This is a genomic window from Sphingobacteriaceae bacterium GW460-11-11-14-LB5 (genome assembly GCA_002151545.1).
Classification (GTDB): Bacteria; Bacteroidota; Bacteroidia; order Sphingobacteriales; family Sphingobacteriaceae; genus Pedobacter.
On sequence record CP021237.1, the window covers coordinates 6126323 to 6149123 of the forward strand.

Genomic DNA, 22801 nt, shown 5'->3' on the forward strand with positions numbered 1-22801 from the left:
TTAATGTATTTTAACCAAATAAAACTGCTCTAAAACCTGTGGACGAGTTTTGGCATTGATAAATTTTCCAGTAAGCTTTGTGATGTGGTAATATTCAAAAGATTTTAACACTTCGGCATGGTATTCTGTTTTTAATCTTCCCAGTTCTGATGCCGGAGTATAGATAATCAGATCCTTTTCATCTTTCGATTGGTTGAGATCCTCGTAGCTCCAGAAATATTTGGGTTCGCCATTGGCATAAAAATCGAAAGAATACGCATCAGGATACATCAATACTGCAGCTTTGGCCTTCGGATAATTTTCTTTTAACCAGATCCCTGCCTGCATGCCAGATTCATATTTCAAAACCGATGGGTAGAAAAATGCCGAGAGAAAAATCATGATTGTTGCTGCAACAACTACACTCCTGATTATAAGCGATTGTAGGCCTATCTTACGGAAAATCCCCAGAATTGAACCCACAAGTGGAAATGCAATGATATAATAGCCAAAATTGAAGCCTGAATAATAGCCAATACCGATTAAGCAGACCAATAAGATTAATAATATTACACCCTGTGTATACCAAAATACTTTTAGGGCGTTGCCTTCCAACTTTTGCAAATACAAAGCCGTTATGATGGCAAACTGTGGCAGAATAATCAAGATATAATGTGGTAACTGAAATTTGGACAATGAAAACAACAGAAAAGTAATCGCTGCACTGGTCCAGATCATGATGCTTTCAGCAGGTAAATCAATACGGTTTTTCTTTTTGAAAAGATTTACCACCGCCGCATAAAACAATACCGACCAGGGTAAAAATGCCCAAAGGGTAGTATGCAAAAAGAATGAAATATCCCCTTTACCTTTTATTGGACCGTTATTAAAAAAGCGACCAAACTGGCTATCCCAGAAGAAAAATTTTAAGCCCGAAACGCCGGTTTTTCCGAATACCACTTTCTCCGGGTGTAAATCAAACTGTACATATAAAGTATATAACTCCGGAATGATAAAAATGAAAATCAGTATAATGGCCAGCCACCATTTTAATTTCAACAGCTGTTTAAACTGACGGGTTAATAACCAGTAAATAATAAAACCTCCAAAAACAGGAATCAATACAAATATGCCTTTAATCATAATGGCACAGGCCGCGAAAAAAGAACCTGCAACAATGTGCCAGAAAGTGCTCTGATGTGCTTTGTAATAATGATAAATAGCCGCCAGGGTAAAGGTGGTGATATAAACCTCTGCGCGGACATCAAAAGTGGAAATGAGGATATGCAGGGAACTTAAAAAAATCAGCGCACTCATTAACCCTGTTTTTTCGCTATAAATATCTTTTGCGAGTTTGTAAACATACCAGGCACCCCATAATCCGAACAAAAAAGAAGGAAGTTTGTATGCAAAAGCGGTAATGCCGAAGATTTTAAAAGATGCAGCTGCCAGCCAAAAGGTTAAATGTGGTTTGTCTAACCAATCGGCACCACGTACATAAATATTTACCCAATCGTTCCTCAGCACCATATTTTTGGCGATAGAAGCGTAAAGTGCCGAATCGGGTTCCATTACGCCACCAAAAAGTGCCAAGGTACTCACCGCTACAATTAGCGCAATTAATATTTTATATAATCTGGTGTCCTTCGGGTTCATTTACAGGAAGCAAATATGAGCAAAAAAAAGTCAAATTTTTTTAAGGTTTAAGATTAACAGGGGCAAAGCCTTATCTTTGCTGCATGACAAAGTTATCGGTTAATATCAATAAAATTGCTACACTCCGCAATAGCCGTGGTGGTAATAATCCTGATCTGGTTAAGGTTGCATTAGATTGCGAACGTTTCGGCGCGCAGGGAATTACGGTGCATCCGCGCCCGGATGAACGCCATATCCGTTATCAGGATGTTTACGATTTAAAAGCAGTTATTGCTACTGAATTTAATATTGAAGGAAATTGTAAGGAAGATAAATTTGTTGACCTGGTTTTGGCCAATAAACCCGCCCAGGTGACTTTAGTGCCCGATGCTGAAGGTCAGATTACTTCAAATCACGGTTGGGATACCCTAAAACATAAAGATTACCTGAGAGAAATGGTAGGTGTTTTCCAGAAAGAAGGCATACGTGTTTCTATTTTTGTTGATCCGCAGGTAGAAATGGTTGAAGGTGCTGTAGAAACCGGGACAGACCGGATTGAGTTGTACACGGAGGCCTATGCACATAATTATTTTGCCGACCGCGAAAAAGCAATTGTAAGTTATATTGCTGCAGCGCACCATGCCAATAAACTAGGCTTGGGAATTAATGCGGGGCACGATCTCGATTTACATAACCTGCATTATTTCGCACAAAGTATCCCGGGATTATTGGAAGTTTCAATTGGTCATGCTTTAATTAGCGATGCGCTTTATTTGGGGCTGGAAACTACCATTCAGAAATATTTACAACAGCTGGCTTAGTTATAACCGCAAAGACTGCAAAGAAAAATGACGCAAAGCAACGCAAAGTTGGGTGCATAGTTTAATGATGCCTTGAGCTTCTTTGCGAAACACTTAGCGCCCTTAGCGGTTAAATAACGAAATATATGTTAAAAGGAATTCTCCTTGTTTTTTTTGGTGCCTGTAGTTTTGGCATCCTTTCTACTTTTGTTAAACTGGCCTATCACGAGGGTTATACTTTAGGCGATGTTACCGGGGCGCAGGCTTTTTTCGGGGCTGTAATTTTATGGATGCTGTTTTTCTTTCAGCGTAGAACCGCCAGTTATAAAGCCAAAGCGATTGTGCCCCAAACACCCTGGTGGAAAATGGTGTTAGCCGGAACCTGTACAGGCTTAGTCAGCATCTTTTACTATCAATGTGTAAAACTTGTACCCAACTCTGTTGCCATTATTTTGCTGATGCAGTTTATCTGGATGAGTATTTTAATGGAATACCTCATTTTTAAAAAGAAACCTACGGGTTTACAACTTTTTGCCATTTTATTGGTTTTGGGTGGAACGGTTTTAGCGAGCGGAATGGCCGAAACAAGTATCGAAAGCATGGATTTAAAAGGTATAGGTTTTGGCTTATTGGCCGCAATCTGTTATGCCGGCTTTTTGTTGCTAAGTGGCAGAATCGGAAACGAATATGCTCCATTGCAAAAAAGCGCCCTGATGATTACCGGTGCCTGCATCCTCATCTTTATTATTTTTCCACCAACATTTTTATACAACGGTGCTTTAAACGGAAGTTTATTGAAATGGGGATTAATCATCTCAGTTTTCGGCACGGTAATTCCACCTTTATTTTTTGCTGAAGGTGTACCCAGAATTGGGACAGCCATGAGTTCGATATTAAGTGCTGCAGAATTGCCTGTTGCTGTAATGATGGCTGGTTTTGTATTGCAAGAGCAGGTATCGTTTTTAAGGTGGATTGGTGTGGTGGTAATTTTATCGGCGATGGTTTTGCCAAATTTAAAATATTTGAAAAAAGGTAGAGGGTGGGAAGGTTGAAGGTATAAGGTTATTTTTTGAAATAATAATCTTCCGACTTCGGACTCCTGACCTCCGACTTATCAAAAAAATAAATATCTTTAAAAAGCATAAAGCATTTAAACATGAAAAAACTAACTATTTATATTTTATCCTTTATCATCATCGGCTTAGCCGGATGTAAAAACAAAACCACCATTAACCAGGATGAAGCCGGAGCGGTAATCACGGATTATTTAAAAGCTAATCCTGAGTATAAAACTACACGTTTCAACTTTGGGGAAATAAAGTTTAACAGTACAAACGATATGTTTGAACTGGGTAAATATAAAACTTTAGCCAGCAAAGGCCTGGTGACATTGGATTTGAAAGCAGCTAAAAAGAAATTCCTTTCAAAAGATAGCAGTTTCGTTTACCAGATTACCTTAACCGATAAAGCGAGTCCATTGGTTTTAAAGCAGGATGGTGATAAAGCAACTGTAAAAGTGGTAGAATATGTTTTGGCCGATGAAAAGCCTGTAGATTTTTCGCAGGTTAATTCGAGCACGGCAAAAGTTACCGTATCACTTAAAATGACAAGTACCGATTTCGAACCATTCGATAAGGACGCAAATAAAAACAGCAACTTCATTACCAAAACCTATAAATTAAAGTTGAGTAAAGATGAAGGCTGGAAGGTGCAGAAATAGGTTGAAAGACTAAAGGTAAGCGTATACCTAATTGCGCCTACAACCTAAGTTTCTTGTAGTACCCGACATTTTTAAACCCGATAGCAGCGAAAATCCTTTTTGTTTGCAGCAACTCAATATGACAGAGATTAACAAAAAGATTGTAGCGGATAGCGGGAACAAACTTAAATTTTAGTACAGCCACTGCTTTCTAAATAATTACGCCTTAAATAAAAACGAACAAACGTTTGTCTTTTGCCTTGCGTATAAAATCTACCTATTTTGTCGCTTTTAAGTGTAAATAGGACACCTTTTTTACACTGATATATAGCAAAATACAGCTTCGTTTTTGCTACCTTTGCACGCAAATTTATTATTCATACCGCATGAGCTTAAATATCCATTACAAGGAAGATTTTCAAAATCGTCATATTGCGCCAAATGAGGCAGATACAGCCGAAATGTTGCAAACTGTTGGCGTAAATTCTATTGATGAGCTGATAGAACAAACTGTTCCGACGGCAATCAGGTTAAAACAGCCTTTAAACTTGCCTGCAGCGAAATCAGAAACTGAATATCTTGGTGCTTTAAAACAAACTTCATTGTTGAATAAAGTTTTCAAAAGCTTTATCGGACAAGGTTATTATGATACCATTACGCCGGGTGTAATTTTACGTAACGTATTCGAAAACCCAGGATGGTATACGCAATATACACCATATCAGGCAGAAATTGCTCAAGGTCGTTTACAGGCTTTGTTAAATTTCCAAACGATGGTTATCGATTTAACCGGAATGGAAATTGCCAATGCATCTTTATTGGATGAAGGTACTGCTGCTGCTGAGGCGATGTTTATGCAATATAGCTTGCGTAAAAACCAGGGGGCTAAGAAGTTCTTCGTTTCAGCATTGCTTTTCCCTCAAACGATTGATATTTTAAAAACACGTGCTAATCCTTACGGCATTGAACTGGTTATCGGAAGTCACTTAGATTTCGTAGCTACTGAAGATTTCTTCGGTGCAATTGTTCAATATCCGGCAGGAAACGGTGAGGTTTTCGATTACAAGGATTTCGCATCGGCATTGCACAATCAAAATATTAAATTAACGGTAGTTGCCGATATTTTAAGCTTAACCTTATTAACGCCTCCGGGCGAGTGGGGAGCTGATGTAGTGGTAGGTACTACCCAGCGTTTAGGTATACCAATGGGCTTTGGTGGACCACATGCTGCATTTTTTGCCACTAAAGAAGAATATAAACGTAATATCCCGGGTCGTATTATCGGTGTAACTATCGATAGCCATGGCGATTACGCTTTACGTATGGCTTTGCAAACCCGCGAACAGCACATCCGTAGAGATAAAGCAACCTCAAATATTTGTACTGCACAGGCATTATTGGCCATTATGGCTGGTTTTTACGCAGCTTATCACGGTCCGAAAGGATTAAAAGCGATTGCAGAACGTACACATGGTTTGGCCATCAGCCTCGCCTCTACCTTAAAAGGTTTAGGTTTTGAGCAGTTAAACTCAGCTTACTTCGATACCATTCGTTTCGATTTAGGTGATTTAAAAGGTGGTATCCATTCAGGATGTATCGATAACGAAATCAACTTAAACTATGTTGGTAATGTTGCAACCATTTCGTTTGACGAAACCAGCACTTTCGAAGATGTAGCTTTGATTGCTAAAATCTTTGCTAAAGTTAAAGCTATTGCTGCTGATCAGGTTGAGGTAGCAGAAAATGTAGAAACCGTTATTCCATCAGCTTTACAACGTACTTCAGCTTATTTAACACACCCAATTTTTAATGCGCACCATTCGGAACACGAAATGTTGCGTTATATCAAATCGTTAGAAGCAAAAGATTTATCACTTTGCCACTCGATGATTGCTTTGGGTAGCTGTACCATGAAATTAAATGCCACGGCAGAAATGATTCCGGTTACCTGGTCTCACTTCGGTCGTATACACCCATTTGCGCCCGCTGATCAGGTATTGGGTTACTATTCTGTTTTCAATGAGCTTGATAAATGGTTAAGTGAAATTACCGGTTTTGCGGCAATGAGTTTACAGCCAAATGCTGGTGCTCAGGGCGAATATGCTGGTTTAATGGTTATCCGCGCTTATCACCAGGATAGAGGCGATTTCCACCGTAACGTAGCCTTAATTCCTGCTTCGGCTCACGGAACCAACCCTGCTTCTGCAGCAATGGCTGATATGAAAATTGTTGTGGTTAAATCTTTAGAAAACGGTAATATCGATGTTGAAGATTTAAAAGCAAAAGCAGAATTACACAAAGATAACCTATCGTGTTTGATGGTAACTTATCCATCTACCCACGGGGTGTTCGAAGAAAGCATTATCGAAATTTGCGAAACCATCCACGCTAACGGTGGACAGGTTTATATGGATGGTGCAAACATGAATGCACAGGTAGGTTTAACAAGTCCGGCTAATATCGGTGCCGATGTTTGTCACTTAAACTTACACAAAACTTTCTGTATCCCTCACGGTGGTGGTGGTCCTGGTATGGGCCCAATTGGTGTGGCTAAACACCTGGTTCCTTACCTTCCTGGCCACGCTGTGGTTGATATTGATAAGGGAAAATCAATTTCCGCAGTTTCATCTGCACCATGGGGTTCGGCTTCAATCCTGATCATCTCTCACGCTTATATTGCGATGATGGGTGCTGAAGGTTTAACCAACGCTACGAAATATGCGATTCTAAACGCAAACTACATGAAAGCGCGTTTAGAGCAACATTATCCTGTACTTTATTCAGGCGCTCAGGGCCGTTGTGCACACGAGATGATTTTAGATTGCCGCTCGTTCAAAGCTTTCGGAATCGAAGTTACGGATATTGCAAAACGTTTAATGGATTACGGTTTCCACGCACCAACAGTATCATTCCCGGTTGCAGGAACTTTAATGGTTGAGCCTACAGAATCAGAGCCTAAACATGAGTTAGATCGTTTCTGTGATGCCTTAATCGCGATTAAAAACGAAATTACCGCAGTAGAAAACGGTACTTTAGATAAGGTTGATAACCCATTGAAAAACGCACCTCATACGGTTTCGGTAATTACCGCTAACGAATGGGATCATGCTTACAGCCGTCAAACAGCTGCGTTCCCGCTTCCTTATGTGTTAGCGCGCAAGTTCTGGCCTTCAGTTGGTCGTGTTAACGATAGTCATGGTGATAGGGCATTGATCTGTGCTTGCCCGCCAATTGAAAGTTACCTGGAAGAGATCGTACCTTAGTGAGGTAGAAGGCGGAAAGGTAGAGGGTTTAAGGTTTTTCTTTCCATCGCCATATTTCCCCTCAAAACGCCGCCTAGGTTCGTGTCGCCACGAACATATTCTATTCATCTGCAAGTTTTATGGATTCATTTCATAAAGCTTGCAGATTTTTTTTGCCAATGAATGTTGTTTTTTTTTGGGTTTAGAATTGAAGTAAGAACCTTGTTAAGATTACTCAGTCATCAAAAATTGATCTCTATAAGCAAATTAACTTATCCAGTTATCTAACTGTAGACACAAGATCCAGCCATCCTCTGTTTTTTTATAAACGCTGGTATTTCCATATCCACATAGATTACCACAACCATAGCCATAGTCAAAAATGCAGAGTGTGCCATTTCTGAAAAAAATGGGTTTGGTAAAATGATAATAGCCCTTAATTCCTTTTTTATAAGCGTAATTCCAACCCTTGGTTCGATCGTTGAAAATATGATTTAAGGTATCTGAGCTTATGATTTTTGCAAATGGTAAGATATTGTCTGGTAAAGTTTCAGTTTCTAATTTTTCTATTTTACGCACCACATATTTCCTTTCATTTTTGGTGTAAATAATTTGGGGAGCAACCGTTATTTTCCTGCTTAAAATTAAGCCTGTTAAAGTGTCTTTGTCAAAATACTTCTTCATCTCTTTGATAGTATAAACCGAACTTTTTGAGACATAAAGTATATGATCATCTTTGATTTTTAAGTTTTTTATAAAAAACCACTCCAGAAATTGTTTTTCGATTTTTGACGACTTTTGTGCTAGTGTTACAAGGCTAGATAGTGTGAAAAATACTAAAAGGATTGTTGCTTTTTTCATATTTTATTGATGTTGGTAAAACTCATATTCCATAAAGTATATGTTTTTATATTCTATTCATCTATAAGTTTTATGAATTCATTTCATAAAGCTTGCAGATTTTTTTGGAAATGAATGTCAGTTTTTCATCGCTGCTGTCAGGTTTAGGAAAGGTTTGAAGTCCAAACCAACTAGACGGGAACTATATTTAATTGGGTGGGAGCTATGAGCAACTCGGACACCCATGATTAAATATTGGTTGCTTTTGCCCCCATTTCATCGGCTTCCTTTTCTAAACCAGCATTATCATGAATATTTATGTTGGGTTTTAACGGAGCCGTTGGTTTAACCCTGCCTTGTTTTTGCTGCACTACATGCCATGCTTCGTGCGGTAAATGTTCTTCTTGATTAGCCACTATATGAATATCAGCACCCTGGGCATAGGCTAAAGCATTTAATTGCGCAGGTTTATCCGAATTCGTGTGTACTTTCACTCCATCCATTGAAATACCTGAAAGTGCTTCAATGCCGTTTTTTAAATTATCGGGTAAATTTTTCTTTGGCATTTTGAGTTAGGTTAACGGTTTTGGGCTTATATTATGGCTGAGTTTATCGATCTCAAAAGCGATATTATACATCATCGAATTATTTCTTGTTAAAGTGGTAATCCAATTCACTCCTCCAAGCCAAATAAAGGGCATCCCAATGAACCAAGCTTGATGAAATATAATCAAAAATGTCAGACCAATAGCAGTAAGATAGACCATAGCCGGATCTATTTGGATACGGTAAACAAGGTTTAGTTTTCCTCCTTTTTCACTAATGGTAAAACTACCTGTTTCTACTGTAGTGCAAATATCTCCCCTCCACTTAGAATAACTACCCTTAAAGGTAAGTTCGTAGTTGTTCTTTAAAATAATGTTTCCCTTTCTTTCGTCTATATATTCCTTCACTACCTGGATTTCTTTTGCATATCCATTTTCGTTGATGGGACGGCTAATTGCAGTTGAAAATTTATATTTGAACGGTGACATTATTTTAGGATCAGTCATTTATAGTAAATGTAATTTCCTTAATAAATGTTGTTAGGGTTATAAAATACTTCCTATTTAAATAAACCTTCAGAATTAACATTGTAGCCTAAAACTTTAATCTGATCGTTTTCTGCGGTTAAGGTAACGGTTTCTTTTGCCTGAAATTTTGCCCTTTCTACAACATAATATAGCACATAATTGGCAGATGGATTTGAGCCTCTGATTACTTTCGTTTCCCAGTGATCTAATTTTTTACTTTTTATTTCGCCTAACTTGTTTATAGTTCCGATTAAATAGTCATGTAACTTTTGTGTACTGGTTACTGCTTTAAATTGATTGCTCAGGATCGGACTTAATTTTTTCAAATCTTTTTGCTGAAGTAGCGCGTAAAATTGATCGGCTACTTTCTCCCCTTCTTTTTTATCTTCTTCGCGGTTTAAATAAGCACTGTTGAAATTACAGCTTGTTGCAATGAATAATAAGCTGAATAAATATAATGAGGTATAAATTTTATTTTTCATGAGCGTCTGATATTGTTTTCCAAATATAGAAGATTATTTTTTCTATGAACAGTATAGAATAAAATTGAGCATGATAGGCAGATAGTACATGTTTGCATTTTTTAGGCGATGCCAAGGAAACCCTCTACCTTAAGCCTTCGGCCTTCTACCTTTCTATATTCACATAAAAAAGTAAACAAATTAAACCATTGCTATAATTGTGCAGTCAATAGAATGATTTTAAATAAATCCGATTATTTTTGAAAAAACTTAACATAGGTCAACAACAGGAGATCGGGTGTTAATCTATATTTGTATCAAATTATAAAAAACCAGAAAATGAAATTAAAAATTAGCTCAATTTTTTTATTAGTGGCAGTTGTAGCATTGTCAGCTTTTAAAAACCCTATTAAACCAGTAACTTATACTGTAGATGCAGCAAAATCGACCATTACCTGGATCGGTAAAAAAGTAACAGGTTCTCACAATGGAACAATCGCATTACAATCAGGTACTTTAGCCGTTAATGGTAAAAATGTAACTGGTGGTACTTTTACTATCGATATGAACTCTATCAAAGATGCCGATGGTAGTGCTAAATTAGAAGGTCACTTAAAAGCAGATGATTTCTTCGGTGCTGCTAAATTCCCAACTTCAACTTTTGTAATTACTAAAGTGGCTGGTTCAGGTGCAAACCTAACCGTAACAGGTAACTTAACCATCAAAGGCATTACTAAACCATTAAGCTTTCCTGCAACTGTAACTGTAAATGCAGATGGTACTGTTTCTGCTTTAGCCGGAAAAATCACTGTTGACAGAACTAAATATGATATCCGTTACGGTTCTAAATCATTCTTCGATAGCATTGGCGACAAAGCAATTGATGATAACTTCGAATTAGCTGTGAAATTAGTAGCAAAAAAATAATCCAACCAACCCCTTCTTTAATGGGAGGGCTTGAAAAGCAAAAGGTCTCGATGTTCATCGGGACCTTTTTTGTAATGTGCCAGCTTGAAGCAGGCAACAATGAAATTATAGGCAATAAAAGGAAAATAATAAATTGCTGGCTTAGCCTCAACTGATACTAAATCCACTATAGGTCTGTTTCACCTAAACCCTAAACCCTAAACCCTAAACCCTAAACCTACCTTATCCTAAATCCACCCTCAACGGCATCTACAAAGCCGGTTGCGGCACTTTTGCCATGGTAAAATAAACATTCCCAGTTTTCTTCAGCAGCTCTTTTACCAAATTCTTTGCGTAATTCCATCGCCTTGCGGCCATCGAAATCGTATTTGGCAATAAAATTTTTAACCAGTTCTTCAGGTTCTGGCAAAACATCGCCTCCAAAAAATACTTTTTGTTTGCCTTCAGTTAAAAGGAAAACCTGGTGATTTGGGCAGTGGGCGCCAGTAAATTCGTAAGCAATGGTTTCATCCAATGCGCCATCGCCTTCTACAAATTTTAATTGTGCGTTACGCTGAACAAAATCGAAAATATCGGTATGATAAGAAGATGAGGTACTGCTAAAAGCAGTTTCCCATTCGCCACGGTTTATTACATACTCTGCATCAGGAAAGCTAAGTTCCACTTTATCGTTCCCCTGTTTATGGATCATACCGCCAGAGTGATCGTAATGTAAGTGCGACATTAATACCTTGGTTACATCAGTAGGATCGAAACCTGCATTACGGATGTTTTTGTGTAAAATGAGTTCGCCATGGTCATCACTAAATCCTAAACCTGTGTCAAAAAGAACAAGGTCATTGTTCAGTTCAACTAAAAAAGGCTGAACGTTAATAAATAGCGATGCGGGTCTGTCTTTAAAATGATGTATGGCTGGGTCGAAAGGAACAAATTTCTTTGTTGCATCAACAGAATAGGTACCTTCGAATAGGGTGTGAACTTGCAAAATATCGATCTTTAATGTTTCTACAAAGGTAATAATCTAAACTTGAGTATTGTTTTGGTAAAAGCTTGGATACTTCCTTTTTTTGTAAAATATGATGCTTAAATTTCAGGCATGAATTTTCGAATCTTAATTCTTCTGCTGGCGATCAGTTTTTCTACACAGTTAAAAGCACAGCAAAAACCAAATGTAATTATTGTATTGGCCGATGATATGGGCTATGCTGATATTTCGTGTTATGGAAGTCCACTGATTAAAACGCCGTTTTTAGATGGAATGGCCGCTAAAGGAATAAAAGCCACCAACTTTGTTACTACTTCACCAACCTGTACACCATCGAGGGCATCGTTGCTTACAGGAAGATATTGCAGCAGGATGGATTTGCCGTGGCCAATTGGTCCGGGTGATAAACGTGGAATACCTGAAGATGAAGTTACCATTGCGCAGATGCTTAAACAATCGGGTTATGCCACTGCTTTAGTGGGGAAATGGCATTTGGGCGATCATGGTGTTTCATTACCAAATAAAAAAGGCTTTGATGAATTTTATGGCCTGTTGTATAGCCACGATTACAGGGCTCCTTATGTTAAAACCGATACCACAATCAAGATTTTTAGAAATAATAAACCAGAGATTTACAAACCTCATGATAGTATTTTAACGAGTTCTTACACCAGGGAATCGATTAAGTTTATTAAACAAAGTGCTGCAGCCAAAAAGCCATTTTTTCTTTACCTGGCGCAAAATATGCCACATTTACCCGTAGCTTTTGCCGCACAGAAAAGTAGGAAGAGCCCTTCCGCAGGTGGCGAACTGGGTGATGTGATCGAAGATATGGATGCAGGTTTAGCTGCCATATGGAAACAAGTGGTCGCTTCCGGTCAAGCCGACAATACCATTTTTATCTTCACGAGCGATAATGGTCCCTGGATTAATGCGCCACAACGCATGTACGACGATGGTTTTACCAGGTTTTACCACGTGGGTTCAGCCGGCGTTTTTAGAGGTTCCAAAGGTATATCTTACGAGGGTGGGCACCGCGTTCCTTTTATTGTGTACTGGAAAGGCCATACCCTTAGCAATACCCAGTTAACCAAACCCATTTCAAATTTAGATGTTTTCCCTACACTAGCCGATTGGACCAAAAGTAAATTACCCCAAAAAGTATACGATGGTGAGTCGGTTTCAGCTCTGCTTACCAATAAGGACTATAATAAACCGCACCGCCCCATCTACTACCATAATTACGTTTTAGAAGGGGTAAAAGATGGGGACTGGAAACTGAGGATTACGAAAAAAGACGATAAAGAACTGACTGAGCTGTACAATTTATCTTGGGATCCGGCAGAGCGTGTAAACTTAATTGATGATGTCAAATATGCCGATCAGAAAGCACATTTGATAAAGCTTTATCAGGCTTACCCCGGAAATTCGAAGTAAAATGTAACATTTTGTTTTTGAAGGTTTTGTTCACCATCCTGTCAAAGAATGCCAACATCATATCCAATTAAAATGTATATTTACTGTTCGGAGACAGAATAAATGGAAAAAAGATGGGTGCTGGCATCAGATTGTAATGATGCTGCGGTAACAAAAATAGCAGAACAACTTAATATAGATCGCTCGCTTGCGCAAATACTTGTACAGCGTAATATCTGTGATTTCGATCAGGCGAAAGATTTCTTTAGGCCAGATCTTAATCATCTGCACGATCCTTTTATGATGAAGGACATGGATGTTGCTGTTGCCCGAATTGAAGCTGCATTGGCTGCCCAGGAGAAAATACTAATCTATGGCGATTATGATGTAGATGGTACCACCTCGGTTGCACTAGCCTTCAGTTTTTTCTCTCAGCTCACCAAAAATATAGAATATTACATTCCTGACCGATATTTGGAAGGTTATGGGATTTCTACGGCCGGGATTGATTATGCAAGTGAAAATGGATTCTCGCTGATCATCGCATTAGATTGCGGTATAAAATCTATCGATAAAATTGATTACGCCAATACTTTAGGTGTCGATTTCATTATCTGTGACCACCATTTGCCTGGAGATGAATTGCCGCAGGCCATTGCTGTTTTAGATCCTAAACGTTCAGATTGCGAATATCCTTTTAAAGAACTTGCAGGCTGCGGTATTGGTTTTAAACTTGCGCAGGCTTATGCACAAAAACATCAGCTTCCGAAAGAAACCTACCTGCAATATTTAGATTTAGTGATGGTAAGCATCGCGGCTGATATTGTTCCGGTAGTGGGCGAGAACAGGATTTTAGCTTATTACGGCTTAAGAAAATTAAATACCAATCCATGCGAAGGGTTACGCGCCCTGATGGAAGTTTCGGGCAAAACCGAAAATTACAGCATTACTGATGTGGTTTTTACCTTAGGTCCGCGCATTAATGCCGCCGGAAGAATAGACCATGCGAAACATGCGGTAGCCATGTTGCTTTGCCAGGTAGATAGTAATGCATTAGAGCAAAGTGAACTGATCAACCTTAAAAATACGGAGCGTAAAACTTACGATCAGGACATTACCCGCGAGGCGCTGGCTTTAATTGGCGAAAGTGATATTTTAATCAATAAAAAAACGACCGTTGTATTTAACGAAAACTGGCATAAAGGAGTAATCGGAATCGTAGCTTCGCGTTTAACTGAAAAATATTATCGCCCAACAATTGTACTCACGAAATCTAACGGACATGTAGCAGGTTCTTGCCGGTCGGTAGTGGGTTTCGATTTATATGAAGCTTTAAGTGGTTGTGCCGATTTATTGGATCAATACGGCGGACATAAATTTGCAGCAGGTTTAACCATGCAGCAACATAATGTTGATGCTTTTGCGGATAAATTTGAAGAAATAGTATCGGCTAGTATCACGGAAGAACTGCTTACGCCGATGATCAGGATTGATGCTGAAATTGAGCTGGCGCAGATTGATGGTAAATTCTATCGCGTTTTATCGCAAATGGGACCCTTTGGACCCGAAAATATGGCGCCAATATTTGTTACCCATAACGTATATCTCGCACAGCATGCCATGGCTGTTGGTGCAAATCATTTAAAAATTAATATAAAACAACAAAATTCGCCTATTTTTGAAGGCATTGCATTTGGGCTGGCAGAATTTGAAAATCTTTTACAACCAAAAGTGCCATTTTCGGTTTGTTATACGTTAGAAGAAAACGTGTGGAGAGATAAAAAACGCTTGCAGTTAAATATTAAAGGAATAAAAGTTAATTAACTATAAAATAAATCGTCATGCTGAACTTGATTCAGCATCTAATTTTTAAGATCCTGAAATAAATTCAGGATGACGGATAGATCAATTATGATATTAAGAGCCGAAAATCTCGTTAAAAAATATAAACAGCGTACCGTTGTAAATAATGTTTCCTTCAATGTAAGCCAGGGAGAAATTGTTGGCCTTTTAGGTCCCAATGGGGCCGGGAAAACCACTTCATTTTACATGATTGTAGGTCTGATCAAACCAAATGAGGGGCGTATATTTTTAGAGGATGAAGATATTACCGAAGATCCGATGTACCGCAGGGCGCAAAAAGGCATCGGCTATCTGGCTCAGGAAGCATCGGTTTTTAGAAAACTTACCGTTGAGGATAATATTCTGGCCATTTTGGAAATGAGTAATATGAGCAAGGAGGAGCAGCGAGATAAACTCGAAGAGCTGATTAATGAGTTTAGTTTGCATAAAGTACGTAAAAACCGTGGTGATTTATTATCAGGAGGTGAACGCCGCCGTACCGAAATTGCCCGTGCTTTAGCTGCAAATCCTAATTTTATTTTATTGGATGAACCTTTTGCCGGGGTAGATCCGATTGCGGTGGAGGAAATTCAAAGTATTGTTGCCAAACTAAAACATAAAAATATAGGCATCTTAATTACCGATCACAACGTACAGGAAACACTTTCCATTACCGATAGGGCCTATCTGCTTTTTGAAGGTAAAATTTTAGAACAGGGTGTTCCGGAGGTGTTAGCAGAGAACGAAATGGTAAGAAAAGTTTATCTTGGATCGAACTTCGTACTGAAACGTAAGAAATTTGATGTTTAATAAATTAATCAGCAACAAAAGTATTTCTGCCGACAAACAAATTCTATTTTGGGGTGTTGCCTAATCGCGATGTTAAAACAAACTGCTATAAAATTATTTACGCCGTATAAAAATCTGTGCTTATCTGTGAAAATCTGTGGTAAAATGAAGCTCATTAATTTTAACATTTAAAAATGGCATTTGTAAATTCAATTTTTACCTGGTTAATGAAAAAGCGGATCCACCAGATCGAGCTTTTTATGAAATATCCGTACGACGTTCAGGAGGAGTGGTTTCATACCTTGATTGATAGTGCCGAAAATACCGAATGGGGCAAATTGTACGATTATAAAACCATCTTAACCCCACAACAATATCAGGAACGTGTTCCAATCCAGAATTACGATACACTGAAGCCTTACATTGAGCGCATGCTCAATGGCGAACAGAATATCCTTTGGCCTTCTGATATCAAATGGTTTGCAAAATCATCAGGTACCACGAGCGATAGAAGTAAATTTATCCCGGTTTCTCCAGAATCGCTGGAAGAGTGCCACTTTAAAGGTGGTAAAGATATGCTTTCCATTTACTGCAATAACCGCCCCGATAACCAGATGTTTACCGGAAAAGGTTTGGTTTTAGGCGGTAGCCATCAGGTTAATCAGTTAAATGAAGATTGTTTTTATGGCGATTTATCTGCCGTACTGATCAAAAACCTACCTATCTGGGCCGAATATTACCGTACACCCGATATGTCTATCGCCTTGATGGACAATTATGAAATTAAGATGGATAGAATGGCAGAAGCCACCATCAACGAAAATGTAACCAGTATTTCGGGCGTACCCACATGGACGATTGTACTGGCCAAAAAGGTGCTCGAGCTTACCGGAAAGCAGAATTTACTGGAAGTTTGGCCAAATCTCGAGTTGTATATCCACGGTGCGGTAAATTTTGCTCCCTACCGCGAACAGTTTAAACAGCTTATCCCATCCAATGAAATGTATTATTTGGAAACGTATAATGCATCTGAAGGATTTTTTGGGATTCAGGACCAGGATCATTCAGAAGAGATGTTGCTGATGCTGGATTATGGCATTTTCTATGAGTTTGTGCCGATGGAGAATATCTGTGAAGAAAATCCAAAGGCGTTAATGCTGGGAGAAGTTGAATTGCATAAAAATTACGCCATTGTGATTTCTACAAATGGTGGTTTATGGCGTTATATGATTGGCGATACCATTCAGTTTACCTCGCTTTCTCCTTACCGCATCAAAATTACCGGACGCACCAAACACTTTATCAATGCTTTTGGTGAAGAAGTAATTATTGATAACGCAGAACAGGCCTTAACCAAAGCTTGCCAGGAAACGGGTGCCGAAATTAAAGATTATACCGCCGGACCAATTTACTTTAAAGGTGAAAAAGCGGGTGGACACGAATGGATCATCGAATTCGACAAACAACCCAACGACTTTGAGAAGTTTGTAGATATTATGGATCAGACTTTACGTGAAGTTAATTCTGATTATGATGCGAAACGTTTTAAAGACATGGCCTTAGCACGACCTAAAGTACACAATGCACCTGCAAATACCTTTTACAATTGGTTAAAAGCGAAAGATAAACTTGGCGGGCAACACAAGGTGCCACGTTTAGCCAATGAACGTAAATACGTTGATGATATTTTAGAGATGATGAAATCTTCTTAAATTTAATAAACCTCATTTATTTTGTCAGTCTGAGTTTGTCGAAGACTTTATTAGCGCATTTCGACAGGCTCAGTGCAACAGTTAATATTTAAAGAACGCTACTCAGTTATGAAAAACATCCTCACCCTTTTCTTAATTCTGGGAACCTCATTATATCAATCTAAGGCCCAGGTTAAAGAAAGTTTTAAAGCGCAGATTGCCTATAAAATAGTAGAAACTTCTCCCAGATGTAAACAGCTTACCAAAGGTCTTTACGAAAGGATTGTTAAAAACGGCGGTACCTCTTACGGCATTATGCTCGAGAGTAGCCCGAATCCTAAAACTGATCCTTCTGAGGGTTATTCAAAAAACTATAATTTTAACCTGCACGAAAGTTATGCCGATCGGATGCCTGTTATTGCAAGGTTTGTATTCGATCCAAAAAAGCAACAGCTTTATGAAGAAGATGTAGCAAATGATAAATTAATTGCAATACCTTTCGACAAAAAGTTACTTACGCTTTTCAACAAGAAATAAATGAAAGGCATCAGCTATAAACGTTTGGCCTGGCTATTGTTTTTTGCCTATTTCTTTGCGTTAATGATGCAGATTACCTTACGTTATATTCCGCTGAGCAGTGAAGTGTCTTTTCTACAGATTAAACAGACGGAAGTATCAGGAATCAAAGCATATCTCCCGATATTTTATGTGCATGTTTACAGTGCCATATTTGTACTGTTGGCTGGCTTTACACAGTTTAATCCTACAATTTTAGCGCAATATCCCAAAGTGCATCAGTGGTTGGGCTACCTGTATGTGGGCTTCGTATTGTTACTCGCCGCGCCGTCTGGTATTTTTATCGGCTGGTTTGCAAATGGAGGATTAATGGCTAAAACTTCATTTATTATTTTAGGGATTTTGTGGTTCTGGTTTACGCTAAAGGCAGTTCAGCTCATTTTAAAAAGAAAAATAATCGCCCATCAGAAATTTATGTACCGCAGTTTTGCTTTGGCAACTTCTGCGATTACCTTAAGGCTATGGAAAGTTATTTTAGTATATTTATTTCACCCGGACCCGATGGATGTTTACCAGATCATCGCCTGGCTAGGCTGGATACCCAACTTATTAATTGCCGAATGGCTGATCAGAAAGAAAATTATTTGACCTACGCATACAGAAACATACTGATGAAAAAAATCTTATTATTCGCGCTGCTTCCCTTTTTGATGCTATCATGCAGAGACACCAAAAAAACAAATAAAGAAAAAACAACAGGCATTGCACAGCAGGAAATCCACAAGGAACTTTATGGTTTTTGGGTTGGCGATTTTTACACAGCAGATGAATTGGAGTACGAAGGAGATATGTCTGATGCGGTTAAAAAACTGAACATCAATATTAAAAGAATAACCAAAGATACGGTGATTGCACAAAGTGTGGTTTCGGGCAACAGCCGTCCACTATTGGGTAAAATATCAGAAGATGGTGGTAAAATTACCTTTGTTCTAGATGAACCGGGCACAGAAAAATATGATGGGAAATTTGAAATCACCCTTGTTGGCGACACCTTAATTGGTAAATGGAACGCTTATAAAAAGGAGCTGAAATGGCCGGGGAAAGAATTTAAATTATTAAAAAAAGCTTTCGAATATAATGCAAGCCGCATGTTGCCAACAGAAATGGAATATGTAGACTGGAGCGACCACAAAATGGTAGCGCAGTTAGATACCCTCGAAGATGGAAGTGTAGATTCGTTAGGTGCAAATACTTTTTACAGAAGCGCCTCCGAGCAAATATTTAAATTAAATGCATCAACAGCCCTGTTAAAGGAAGAAGATGTGAAGAATTTAAGAAAATTAGACCTGCAGATTATTAAAAACACCATTTTCGCCAGACATGGTTATGCCTTTAAAAAACAAACTTTTAGAAATTTTTTCGACCCTGTAGAATGGTATGTTCCTGTTAAAAACAACGTTGATAATGATTTAACGGCTATCGAGAACAAAAATATTGTACTATTGGATCGCTTTACCAAATATGCTGAAGACAATTATGATGCTTTTGGCCGTTAATTTGTAAAGTATTAATTATGAAATTGAACAGGGAGAAAATATTAGGATTCTTTAAAAAATCGCAAAGCAAAGCTTCGGTAATCTTAAGTGATAAAAGCAAAGCCAGTAATACGATTAAAGATGCACTGGGCAAGGCGGTAACTAATAAAGGTGATTTAGAAGGTGTTTGGTCGAAACTAGTGCTGCTGTTTGCGGTATCTAAAGATTATGTGAACGGCGATTATACCGAAATCCCTAAAAGATCTATTATTGCCATTTTAGGTGGACTGATTTATTTCCTTTCACCTGTAGATGTAATCCCTGATTTTGTGCCGGTTTTAGGTTTTGTTGATGACATTTATATCTTAAATCTGGTATATAGGCAAGTACTTAAAGACCTGGAAAAATATAAAGTATGGAAAGATGGGCAAGTGAAATTTATTGGCGATGTAGATGGCTCAACCGCAACATAATTTTTTTGATTGGGTAGGAGCGCATCTTTTCAGCTGTCCTTTTAAAGCCCATTTCGGGATAGATTGCCCCGGCTGCGGTTTACAACGTTCTGTTTTAGCTTTGCTGCGTGGCGATATTATCGCATCATTTAAGTTTTATCCTGCAACAATCCCGCTCATTTTTGTTGTCGTATTTACCATTATTCACCTTAAGGTAGATTTTAAATTTGGGGCGCAGCTGATTAAAATCGTTTTTGCAGGAGTTGCAGTAATTATTTTAATCAATTACATTTACAAAATATACACTCACCAATTGATCTAAATATAGCTATGTCAGAAGAACAGGAAACCCCTCATGAAAATAAACCCATTGATCCTTCAACGAATCAAAACCCTGAACCTGCACCATTTCAGCCATTAGGTAATGGTCCGGTAACGCCGCCGCCCTTTCAGCAACCACCACCATTTGGACAATTTGGAGGAGGAGGTTTTGGTCAGCAGAACTTACCAAATGCAACAGCTTCTCTTGTTTTGGGGATTTTGGCTATACCAGCATGTTGCTTTTATGGAATATTTGGTTTAATATTTGGCATAATAGCCTGGATATTAGGTGCCGGCGATATGAAAAAGTATCAGCTTAATCCAGGGGTATATACAGAATCATCCTATAAAAATGCAAAGGCTGGTAAGATCTGTGGAATGATTGCCACAATTTTGAGTGTGCTTTTTGTCGTGCTGATTGTATTAATTATCGCTGGTGCAATTGCCAACCCTCAAATGTTTGATGAGTTTTTCAAGAGCATGAGATAACGATTAATTTTACCTTAAAAATATAAATCGAATGGTGCATGCCATTCGATTTTCTTATTTTTGTACCATTGAAATTGTAAATAAAAAACTAAGATAATGTATCCAGAATATTTAGTAGAGCCAATGCGTAAGGAATTAACTAACGTAGGTTTTCAAGAATTAAAAAACGCAGAAGAGGTTGATCAAGCGATTAAAGGCGAAGGAACTGTGTTGGTCGTGGTAAATTCAGTTTGCGGTTGCGCGGCAGCAAATGCACGTCCGGCGGCCAGAGCAGCAGCTGCACACGAAAAACACCCTGATAAATTGGTTACTGTTTTTGCGGGTATGGAAAAAGAAGCGGTAGATCAGGCTAGAAATTATATGATGCCTTTTCCTCCATCTTCTCCGGCAATGGCATTATTTAAAGATGGTAAATTGGTTCACATGATCGAACGTCATCAAATTGAAGGCAGACCAGCGCAAATGATTGCTGATAACCTGATCGGTGCTTTTGAACAATATTGCTAAAAATTGATTAACGGATTATTGGATTATACCGATAAGAAGGTAATTTAAATGATAAATGAAATGGTGAGTGGGAACATTCACCATTTTGCGTTTATTGGGTATTGTAAAGAAGTTGTTTTGCCACGGAGGCACAGAAGCACTGAATATCTCCCTCGGTCCCTCATCTTGAGCCTAATCGAAAGAGCTTTATTGTATGGTGTTTCTTCCGTTAGTCGAAAGTTCAACATTTCATAGCTAGAAAACCCACAATTTTTCTAAATCTGTGTAATCACCTTAAATCGCCTAATCTGTACTCCTAAAAATCTTTATTCAGCAATTTCTCCAGTTCCCCGAACGAAACATTCATCCTCACCCTGCCTTGTTTGGCATACGATATTTCTCCGGTTTCTTCGGATATGATTACCGCAACCGCATCAGTCGTTTCAGAAACACCAATACCTGCACGGTGCCTTAAACCAAACTGTGAGGGCAATTGATCGTTATCCGTTAAAGGTAAAATACAGCTCGCACTTTTAATTTTGTTTTCCGAAATCACTACAGCACCATCGTGCAGCGGACTGTTTTTCTGAAAGATACTTTCCAGCAAACGTTTTGATATTTTAGCGTCAACAAGTTCGCAGCTATTGGCAAAAAACTGTTCGTCGTAAAATTTAACGAATACCATTAATGCCCCCGTGCGCGTTTTCTTCATGCTTTTACAGGCATCGATAATGGGTTTTATACGGGTTAAATTATTTCTTTCAATTTCTTTTCGGCCAAATAAATATCCCCACCAGGCTTTGTTCTTTTGTAAAAAGGCATTTTTCCCGATCAGTAAAAGGAAACGTCTGATCTCCGGGTGGAAGATTACAATCAATGCAATGATCCCCACACTCATAAATTTCTCGATGATAGCAGTAAGCAGTTTCATGTGCAAAGCATCAACAACGCGATAGAATATGGCGATAATCAGCATCCCAACCAGGAGGTTAACGGCTAAGGTATTGCGGATTAGGGTATAAACATAATAGATTAAAAGTGCCACAAGCACAATGTCTACCACATCGGTAATGGTGAATTTTACAAAATCAAAATCTAATCCTTTCATCAATGGCAAGATAGCAAAACGGTTTTCAGTTTACAATACTAGGTTAACTGTTTAAATTGGTTATGGGTTAACTGTTGATCGACGTTTTGGTTAACTGTTTGAATTGGTTAACTGTGTAAGATGTTTAAGCCTTTAAAATCGATTTGCGTAAAGCATTTAACTTGTTTGTTAGCTCATCAAGTTTTAACCTGAATGAAATGTAGTCTTCTTCATTAATGTATCCGAGATCATATGCCCCAATAATATGATTAATGGTTTCAATAGCACTTGAATAAGACATCGTTATAAAATGCGCTTTGTCTTTGGGTGTAACTCTTGCTGAACCTTCTGCCAAACAATCGCCAACACTGCCCGATGATCTTTTGATTTGACTTGTTAAACCGAATACTTCCTCTTTAGGGAATTTTCTGGTCAAATTGTAAATGTCTTTTCTGAGCATTCTGGCTTTCTGCCAGGTTTCTAATTTTTCAAAGGAATAAATATGCATCATAATTAAGTTTTAGGTTAATTATGGG

General features: G+C 38.4%; 24 protein-coding genes. 16 read left to right on the plus strand and 8 right to left on the minus strand.

Going from position 1 to position 22801, the window contains the following annotated elements; all coding sequences use genetic code 11:
- Entirely contained in the window at window positions 1–1635 is a 1635-nt protein-coding gene (locus CA265_25165; GenBank protein ARS42775.1) for a glycosyl transferase, read from the minus strand.
- Window positions 1636–1718: 83 nt separating this feature from the next.
- Here CA265_25165 and CA265_25170 point away from each other — a divergent pair, with 83 nt between their 5' ends.
- The 4 genes from CA265_25170 (at window position 1719) to CA265_25185 (ending at window position 7376) form a co-directional block, all read left to right on the plus strand.
- Entirely contained in the window at window positions 1719–2435 is a 717-nt protein-coding gene (locus CA265_25170) for a pyridoxine 5'-phosphate synthase (GenBank protein ARS42776.1), read from the plus strand.
- A 125-nt stretch (window positions 2436–2560) separates the two neighbouring features.
- Entirely contained in the window at window positions 2561–3466 is a 906-nt protein-coding gene (locus CA265_25175) for an EamA family transporter (protein ID ARS42777.1), read from the plus strand.
- Between the two features lie 104 nt (window positions 3467–3570).
- Entirely contained in the window at window positions 3571–4134 is a 564-nt protein-coding gene (locus tag CA265_25180; protein ARS42778.1) for a hypothetical protein, read from the plus strand.
- Between the two features lie 365 nt (window positions 4135–4499).
- Window positions 4500–7376: a glycine dehydrogenase (aminomethyl-transferring) gene (locus CA265_25185; GenBank protein ID ARS42779.1), complete on the plus strand. Its 2877-nt coding sequence runs from the start codon at window positions 4500–4502 to the stop codon at window positions 7374–7376.
- Window positions 7377–7622: 246 nt separating this feature from the next.
- Here the strand turns inward: CA265_25185 and CA265_25190 are convergent, their stop codons facing one another.
- From CA265_25190 to CA265_25205, 4 genes are all read right to left on the minus strand, one after another.
- Window positions 7623–8216, minus strand: a complete 594-nt coding sequence (locus tag CA265_25190; protein ID ARS42780.1) for a hypothetical protein — start codon at window positions 8214–8216, stop codon at window positions 7623–7625.
- A 227-nt stretch (window positions 8217–8443) separates the two neighbouring features.
- Window positions 8444–8761: a hypothetical protein gene (locus CA265_25195; GenBank protein ARS42781.1), complete on the minus strand. Its 318-nt coding sequence runs from the start codon at window positions 8759–8761 to the stop codon at window positions 8444–8446.
- A 6-nt stretch (window positions 8762–8767) separates the two neighbouring features.
- Window positions 8768–9247, minus strand: a complete 480-nt coding sequence (locus CA265_25200) for a hypothetical protein (GenBank protein ID ARS42782.1) — start codon at window positions 9245–9247, stop codon at window positions 8768–8770.
- A 53-nt stretch (window positions 9248–9300) separates the two neighbouring features.
- Window positions 9301–9750 carry a hypothetical protein gene (locus tag CA265_25205; GenBank protein ARS42783.1) on the minus strand — a complete coding sequence of 150 codons (450 nt, stop codon included), beginning with the start codon at window positions 9748–9750 and terminating at the stop codon, window positions 9301–9303.
- Window positions 9751–10068: 318 nt separating this feature from the next.
- Here CA265_25205 and CA265_25210 point away from each other — a divergent pair, with 318 nt between their 5' ends.
- Window positions 10069–10656, plus strand: coding sequence for a lipid-binding protein (locus CA265_25210; GenBank protein ARS42784.1), 588 nt, complete (start codon window positions 10069–10071; stop codon window positions 10654–10656).
- Between the two features lie 217 nt (window positions 10657–10873).
- On the opposite strand, the gene CA265_25215 is transcribed toward CA265_25210, so the two are convergent.
- A complete protein-coding gene (locus CA265_25215) occupies window positions 10874–11644 on the minus strand; it encodes an MBL fold hydrolase (protein ARS42785.1) in 771 nt (256 codons plus the stop codon).
- A 108-nt stretch (window positions 11645–11752) separates the two neighbouring features.
- Between CA265_25215 and CA265_25220 the strand changes: the two genes are divergently transcribed.
- The 11 genes from CA265_25220 (at window position 11753) to CA265_25270 (ending at window position 21199) form a co-directional block, all read left to right on the plus strand.
- Window positions 11753–13078 carry a sulfatase gene (locus tag CA265_25220; protein ID ARS42786.1) on the plus strand — a complete coding sequence of 442 codons (1326 nt, stop codon included), beginning with the start codon at window positions 11753–11755 and terminating at the stop codon, window positions 13076–13078.
- A gap of 102 nt (window positions 13079–13180) precedes the next feature.
- The gene (locus tag CA265_25225) at window positions 13181–14881 is read left to right on the plus strand and encodes a single-stranded-DNA-specific exonuclease RecJ (protein ARS42787.1); all 1701 of its coding nucleotides are present in this window, start codon (window positions 13181–13183) and stop codon (window positions 14879–14881) included.
- Window positions 14882–14968: 87 nt separating this feature from the next.
- Window positions 14969–15709 (plus strand): LPS export ABC transporter ATP-binding protein, encoded by a 741-nt coding sequence (locus CA265_25230; protein ID ARS43123.1) that lies wholly within the window; start codon window positions 14969–14971, stop codon window positions 15707–15709.
- Window positions 15710–15882: 173 nt separating this feature from the next.
- Window positions 15883–17400, plus strand: a complete 1518-nt coding sequence (locus CA265_25235) for a hypothetical protein (protein ID ARS42788.1) — start codon at window positions 15883–15885, stop codon at window positions 17398–17400.
- 108 nt (window positions 17401–17508) lie between these two features.
- Entirely contained in the window at window positions 17509–17916 is a 408-nt protein-coding gene (locus tag CA265_25240) for a hypothetical protein (protein ARS42789.1), read from the plus strand.
- Complete coding sequence (locus CA265_25245; GenBank protein ARS42790.1) at window positions 17917–18543, plus strand: hypothetical protein; 627 nt, start codon at window positions 17917–17919, stop codon at window positions 18541–18543.
- 23 nt (window positions 18544–18566) lie between these two features.
- Entirely contained in the window at window positions 18567–19451 is an 885-nt protein-coding gene (locus tag CA265_25250; protein ID ARS43124.1) for a hypothetical protein, read from the plus strand.
- 17 nt (window positions 19452–19468) lie between these two features.
- Window positions 19469–19903 carry a methyltransferase type 11 gene (locus tag CA265_25255; protein ARS42791.1) on the plus strand — a complete coding sequence of 145 codons (435 nt, stop codon included), beginning with the start codon at window positions 19469–19471 and terminating at the stop codon, window positions 19901–19903.
- Window positions 19884–20204 carry a hypothetical protein gene (locus CA265_25260; protein ARS42792.1) on the plus strand — a complete coding sequence of 107 codons (321 nt, stop codon included), beginning with the start codon at window positions 19884–19886 and terminating at the stop codon, window positions 20202–20204. The genes CA265_25255 and CA265_25260 overlap by 20 nt, the downstream gene beginning before the upstream one ends.
- Before the next feature lie 209 nt (window positions 20205–20413).
- Entirely contained in the window at window positions 20414–20692 is a 279-nt protein-coding gene (locus tag CA265_25265) for a hypothetical protein (GenBank protein ID ARS43125.1), read from the plus strand.
- 96 nt (window positions 20693–20788) lie between these two features.
- Complete coding sequence (locus tag CA265_25270) at window positions 20789–21199, plus strand: hypothetical protein (protein ID ARS42793.1); 411 nt, start codon at window positions 20789–20791, stop codon at window positions 21197–21199.
- A 295-nt stretch (window positions 21200–21494) separates the two neighbouring features.
- On the opposite strand, the gene CA265_25275 is transcribed toward CA265_25270, so the two are convergent.
- Together CA265_25275 and CA265_25280 are read right to left on the minus strand one after the other, a co-directional pair.
- Window positions 21495–22286, minus strand: a complete 792-nt coding sequence (locus tag CA265_25275) for a TIGR00159 family protein (GenBank protein ARS42794.1) — start codon at window positions 22284–22286, stop codon at window positions 21495–21497.
- Between the two features lie 124 nt (window positions 22287–22410).
- Window positions 22411–22773: a four helix bundle protein gene (locus CA265_25280; GenBank protein ARS43126.1), complete on the minus strand. Its 363-nt coding sequence runs from the start codon at window positions 22771–22773 to the stop codon at window positions 22411–22413.
- Window positions 22774–22801 lie beyond the last annotated feature (28 nt).

Excerpts from the sequence above, each read along its gene's own strand:
- CA265_25165 (ARS42775.1), bottom strand. The coding sequence starts at position 1,635 with ATGAACCCGAAGGACACCAGATTATATAAAATATTAATTGCGCTAATT.
- CA265_25170 (ARS42776.1), top strand. The coding sequence starts at position 1,719 with ATGACAAAGTTATCGGTTAATATCAATAAAATTGCTACACTCCGCAAT.
- CA265_25175 (ARS42777.1), top strand. The coding sequence starts at position 2,561 with ATGTTAAAAGGAATTCTCCTTGTTTTTTTTGGTGCCTGTAGTTTTGGC.
- CA265_25180 (ARS42778.1), top strand. The coding sequence starts at position 3,571 with ATGAAAAAACTAACTATTTATATTTTATCCTTTATCATCATCGGCTTA.
- CA265_25185 (ARS42779.1), top strand. The coding sequence starts at position 4,500 with ATGAGCTTAAATATCCATTACAAGGAAGATTTTCAAAATCGTCATATT.
- CA265_25190 (ARS42780.1), bottom strand. The coding sequence starts at position 8,216 with ATGAAAAAAGCAACAATCCTTTTAGTATTTTTCACACTATCTAGCCTT.
- CA265_25195 (ARS42781.1), bottom strand. The coding sequence starts at position 8,761 with ATGCCAAAGAAAAATTTACCCGATAATTTAAAAAACGGCATTGAAGCA.
- CA265_25200 (ARS42782.1), bottom strand. The coding sequence starts at position 9,247 with ATGACTGATCCTAAAATAATGTCACCGTTCAAATATAAATTTTCAACT.
- CA265_25205 (ARS42783.1), bottom strand. The coding sequence starts at position 9,750 with ATGAAAAATAAAATTTATACCTCATTATATTTATTCAGCTTATTATTC.
- CA265_25210 (ARS42784.1), top strand. The coding sequence starts at position 10,069 with ATGAAATTAAAAATTAGCTCAATTTTTTTATTAGTGGCAGTTGTAGCA.
- CA265_25220 (ARS42786.1), top strand. The coding sequence starts at position 11,753 with ATGAATTTTCGAATCTTAATTCTTCTGCTGGCGATCAGTTTTTCTACA.
- CA265_25225 (ARS42787.1), top strand. The coding sequence starts at position 13,181 with ATGGAAAAAAGATGGGTGCTGGCATCAGATTGTAATGATGCTGCGGTA.
- CA265_25230 (ARS43123.1), top strand. The coding sequence starts at position 14,969 with ATGATATTAAGAGCCGAAAATCTCGTTAAAAAATATAAACAGCGTACC.
- CA265_25235 (ARS42788.1), top strand. The coding sequence starts at position 15,883 with ATGGCATTTGTAAATTCAATTTTTACCTGGTTAATGAAAAAGCGGATC.
- CA265_25240 (ARS42789.1), top strand. The coding sequence starts at position 17,509 with ATGAAAAACATCCTCACCCTTTTCTTAATTCTGGGAACCTCATTATAT.
- CA265_25245 (ARS42790.1), top strand. The coding sequence starts at position 17,917 with ATGAAAGGCATCAGCTATAAACGTTTGGCCTGGCTATTGTTTTTTGCC.
- CA265_25250 (ARS43124.1), top strand. The coding sequence starts at position 18,567 with ATGAAAAAAATCTTATTATTCGCGCTGCTTCCCTTTTTGATGCTATCA.
- CA265_25255 (ARS42791.1), top strand. The coding sequence starts at position 19,469 with ATGAAATTGAACAGGGAGAAAATATTAGGATTCTTTAAAAAATCGCAA.
- CA265_25260 (ARS42792.1), top strand. The coding sequence starts at position 19,884 with ATGGCTCAACCGCAACATAATTTTTTTGATTGGGTAGGAGCGCATCTT.
- CA265_25270 (ARS42793.1), top strand. The coding sequence starts at position 20,789 with ATGTATCCAGAATATTTAGTAGAGCCAATGCGTAAGGAATTAACTAAC.
- CA265_25275 (ARS42794.1), bottom strand. The coding sequence starts at position 22,286 with ATGAAAGGATTAGATTTTGATTTTGTAAAATTCACCATTACCGATGTG.
- CA265_25280 (ARS43126.1), bottom strand. The coding sequence starts at position 22,773 with ATGCATATTTATTCCTTTGAAAAATTAGAAACCTGGCAGAAAGCCAGA.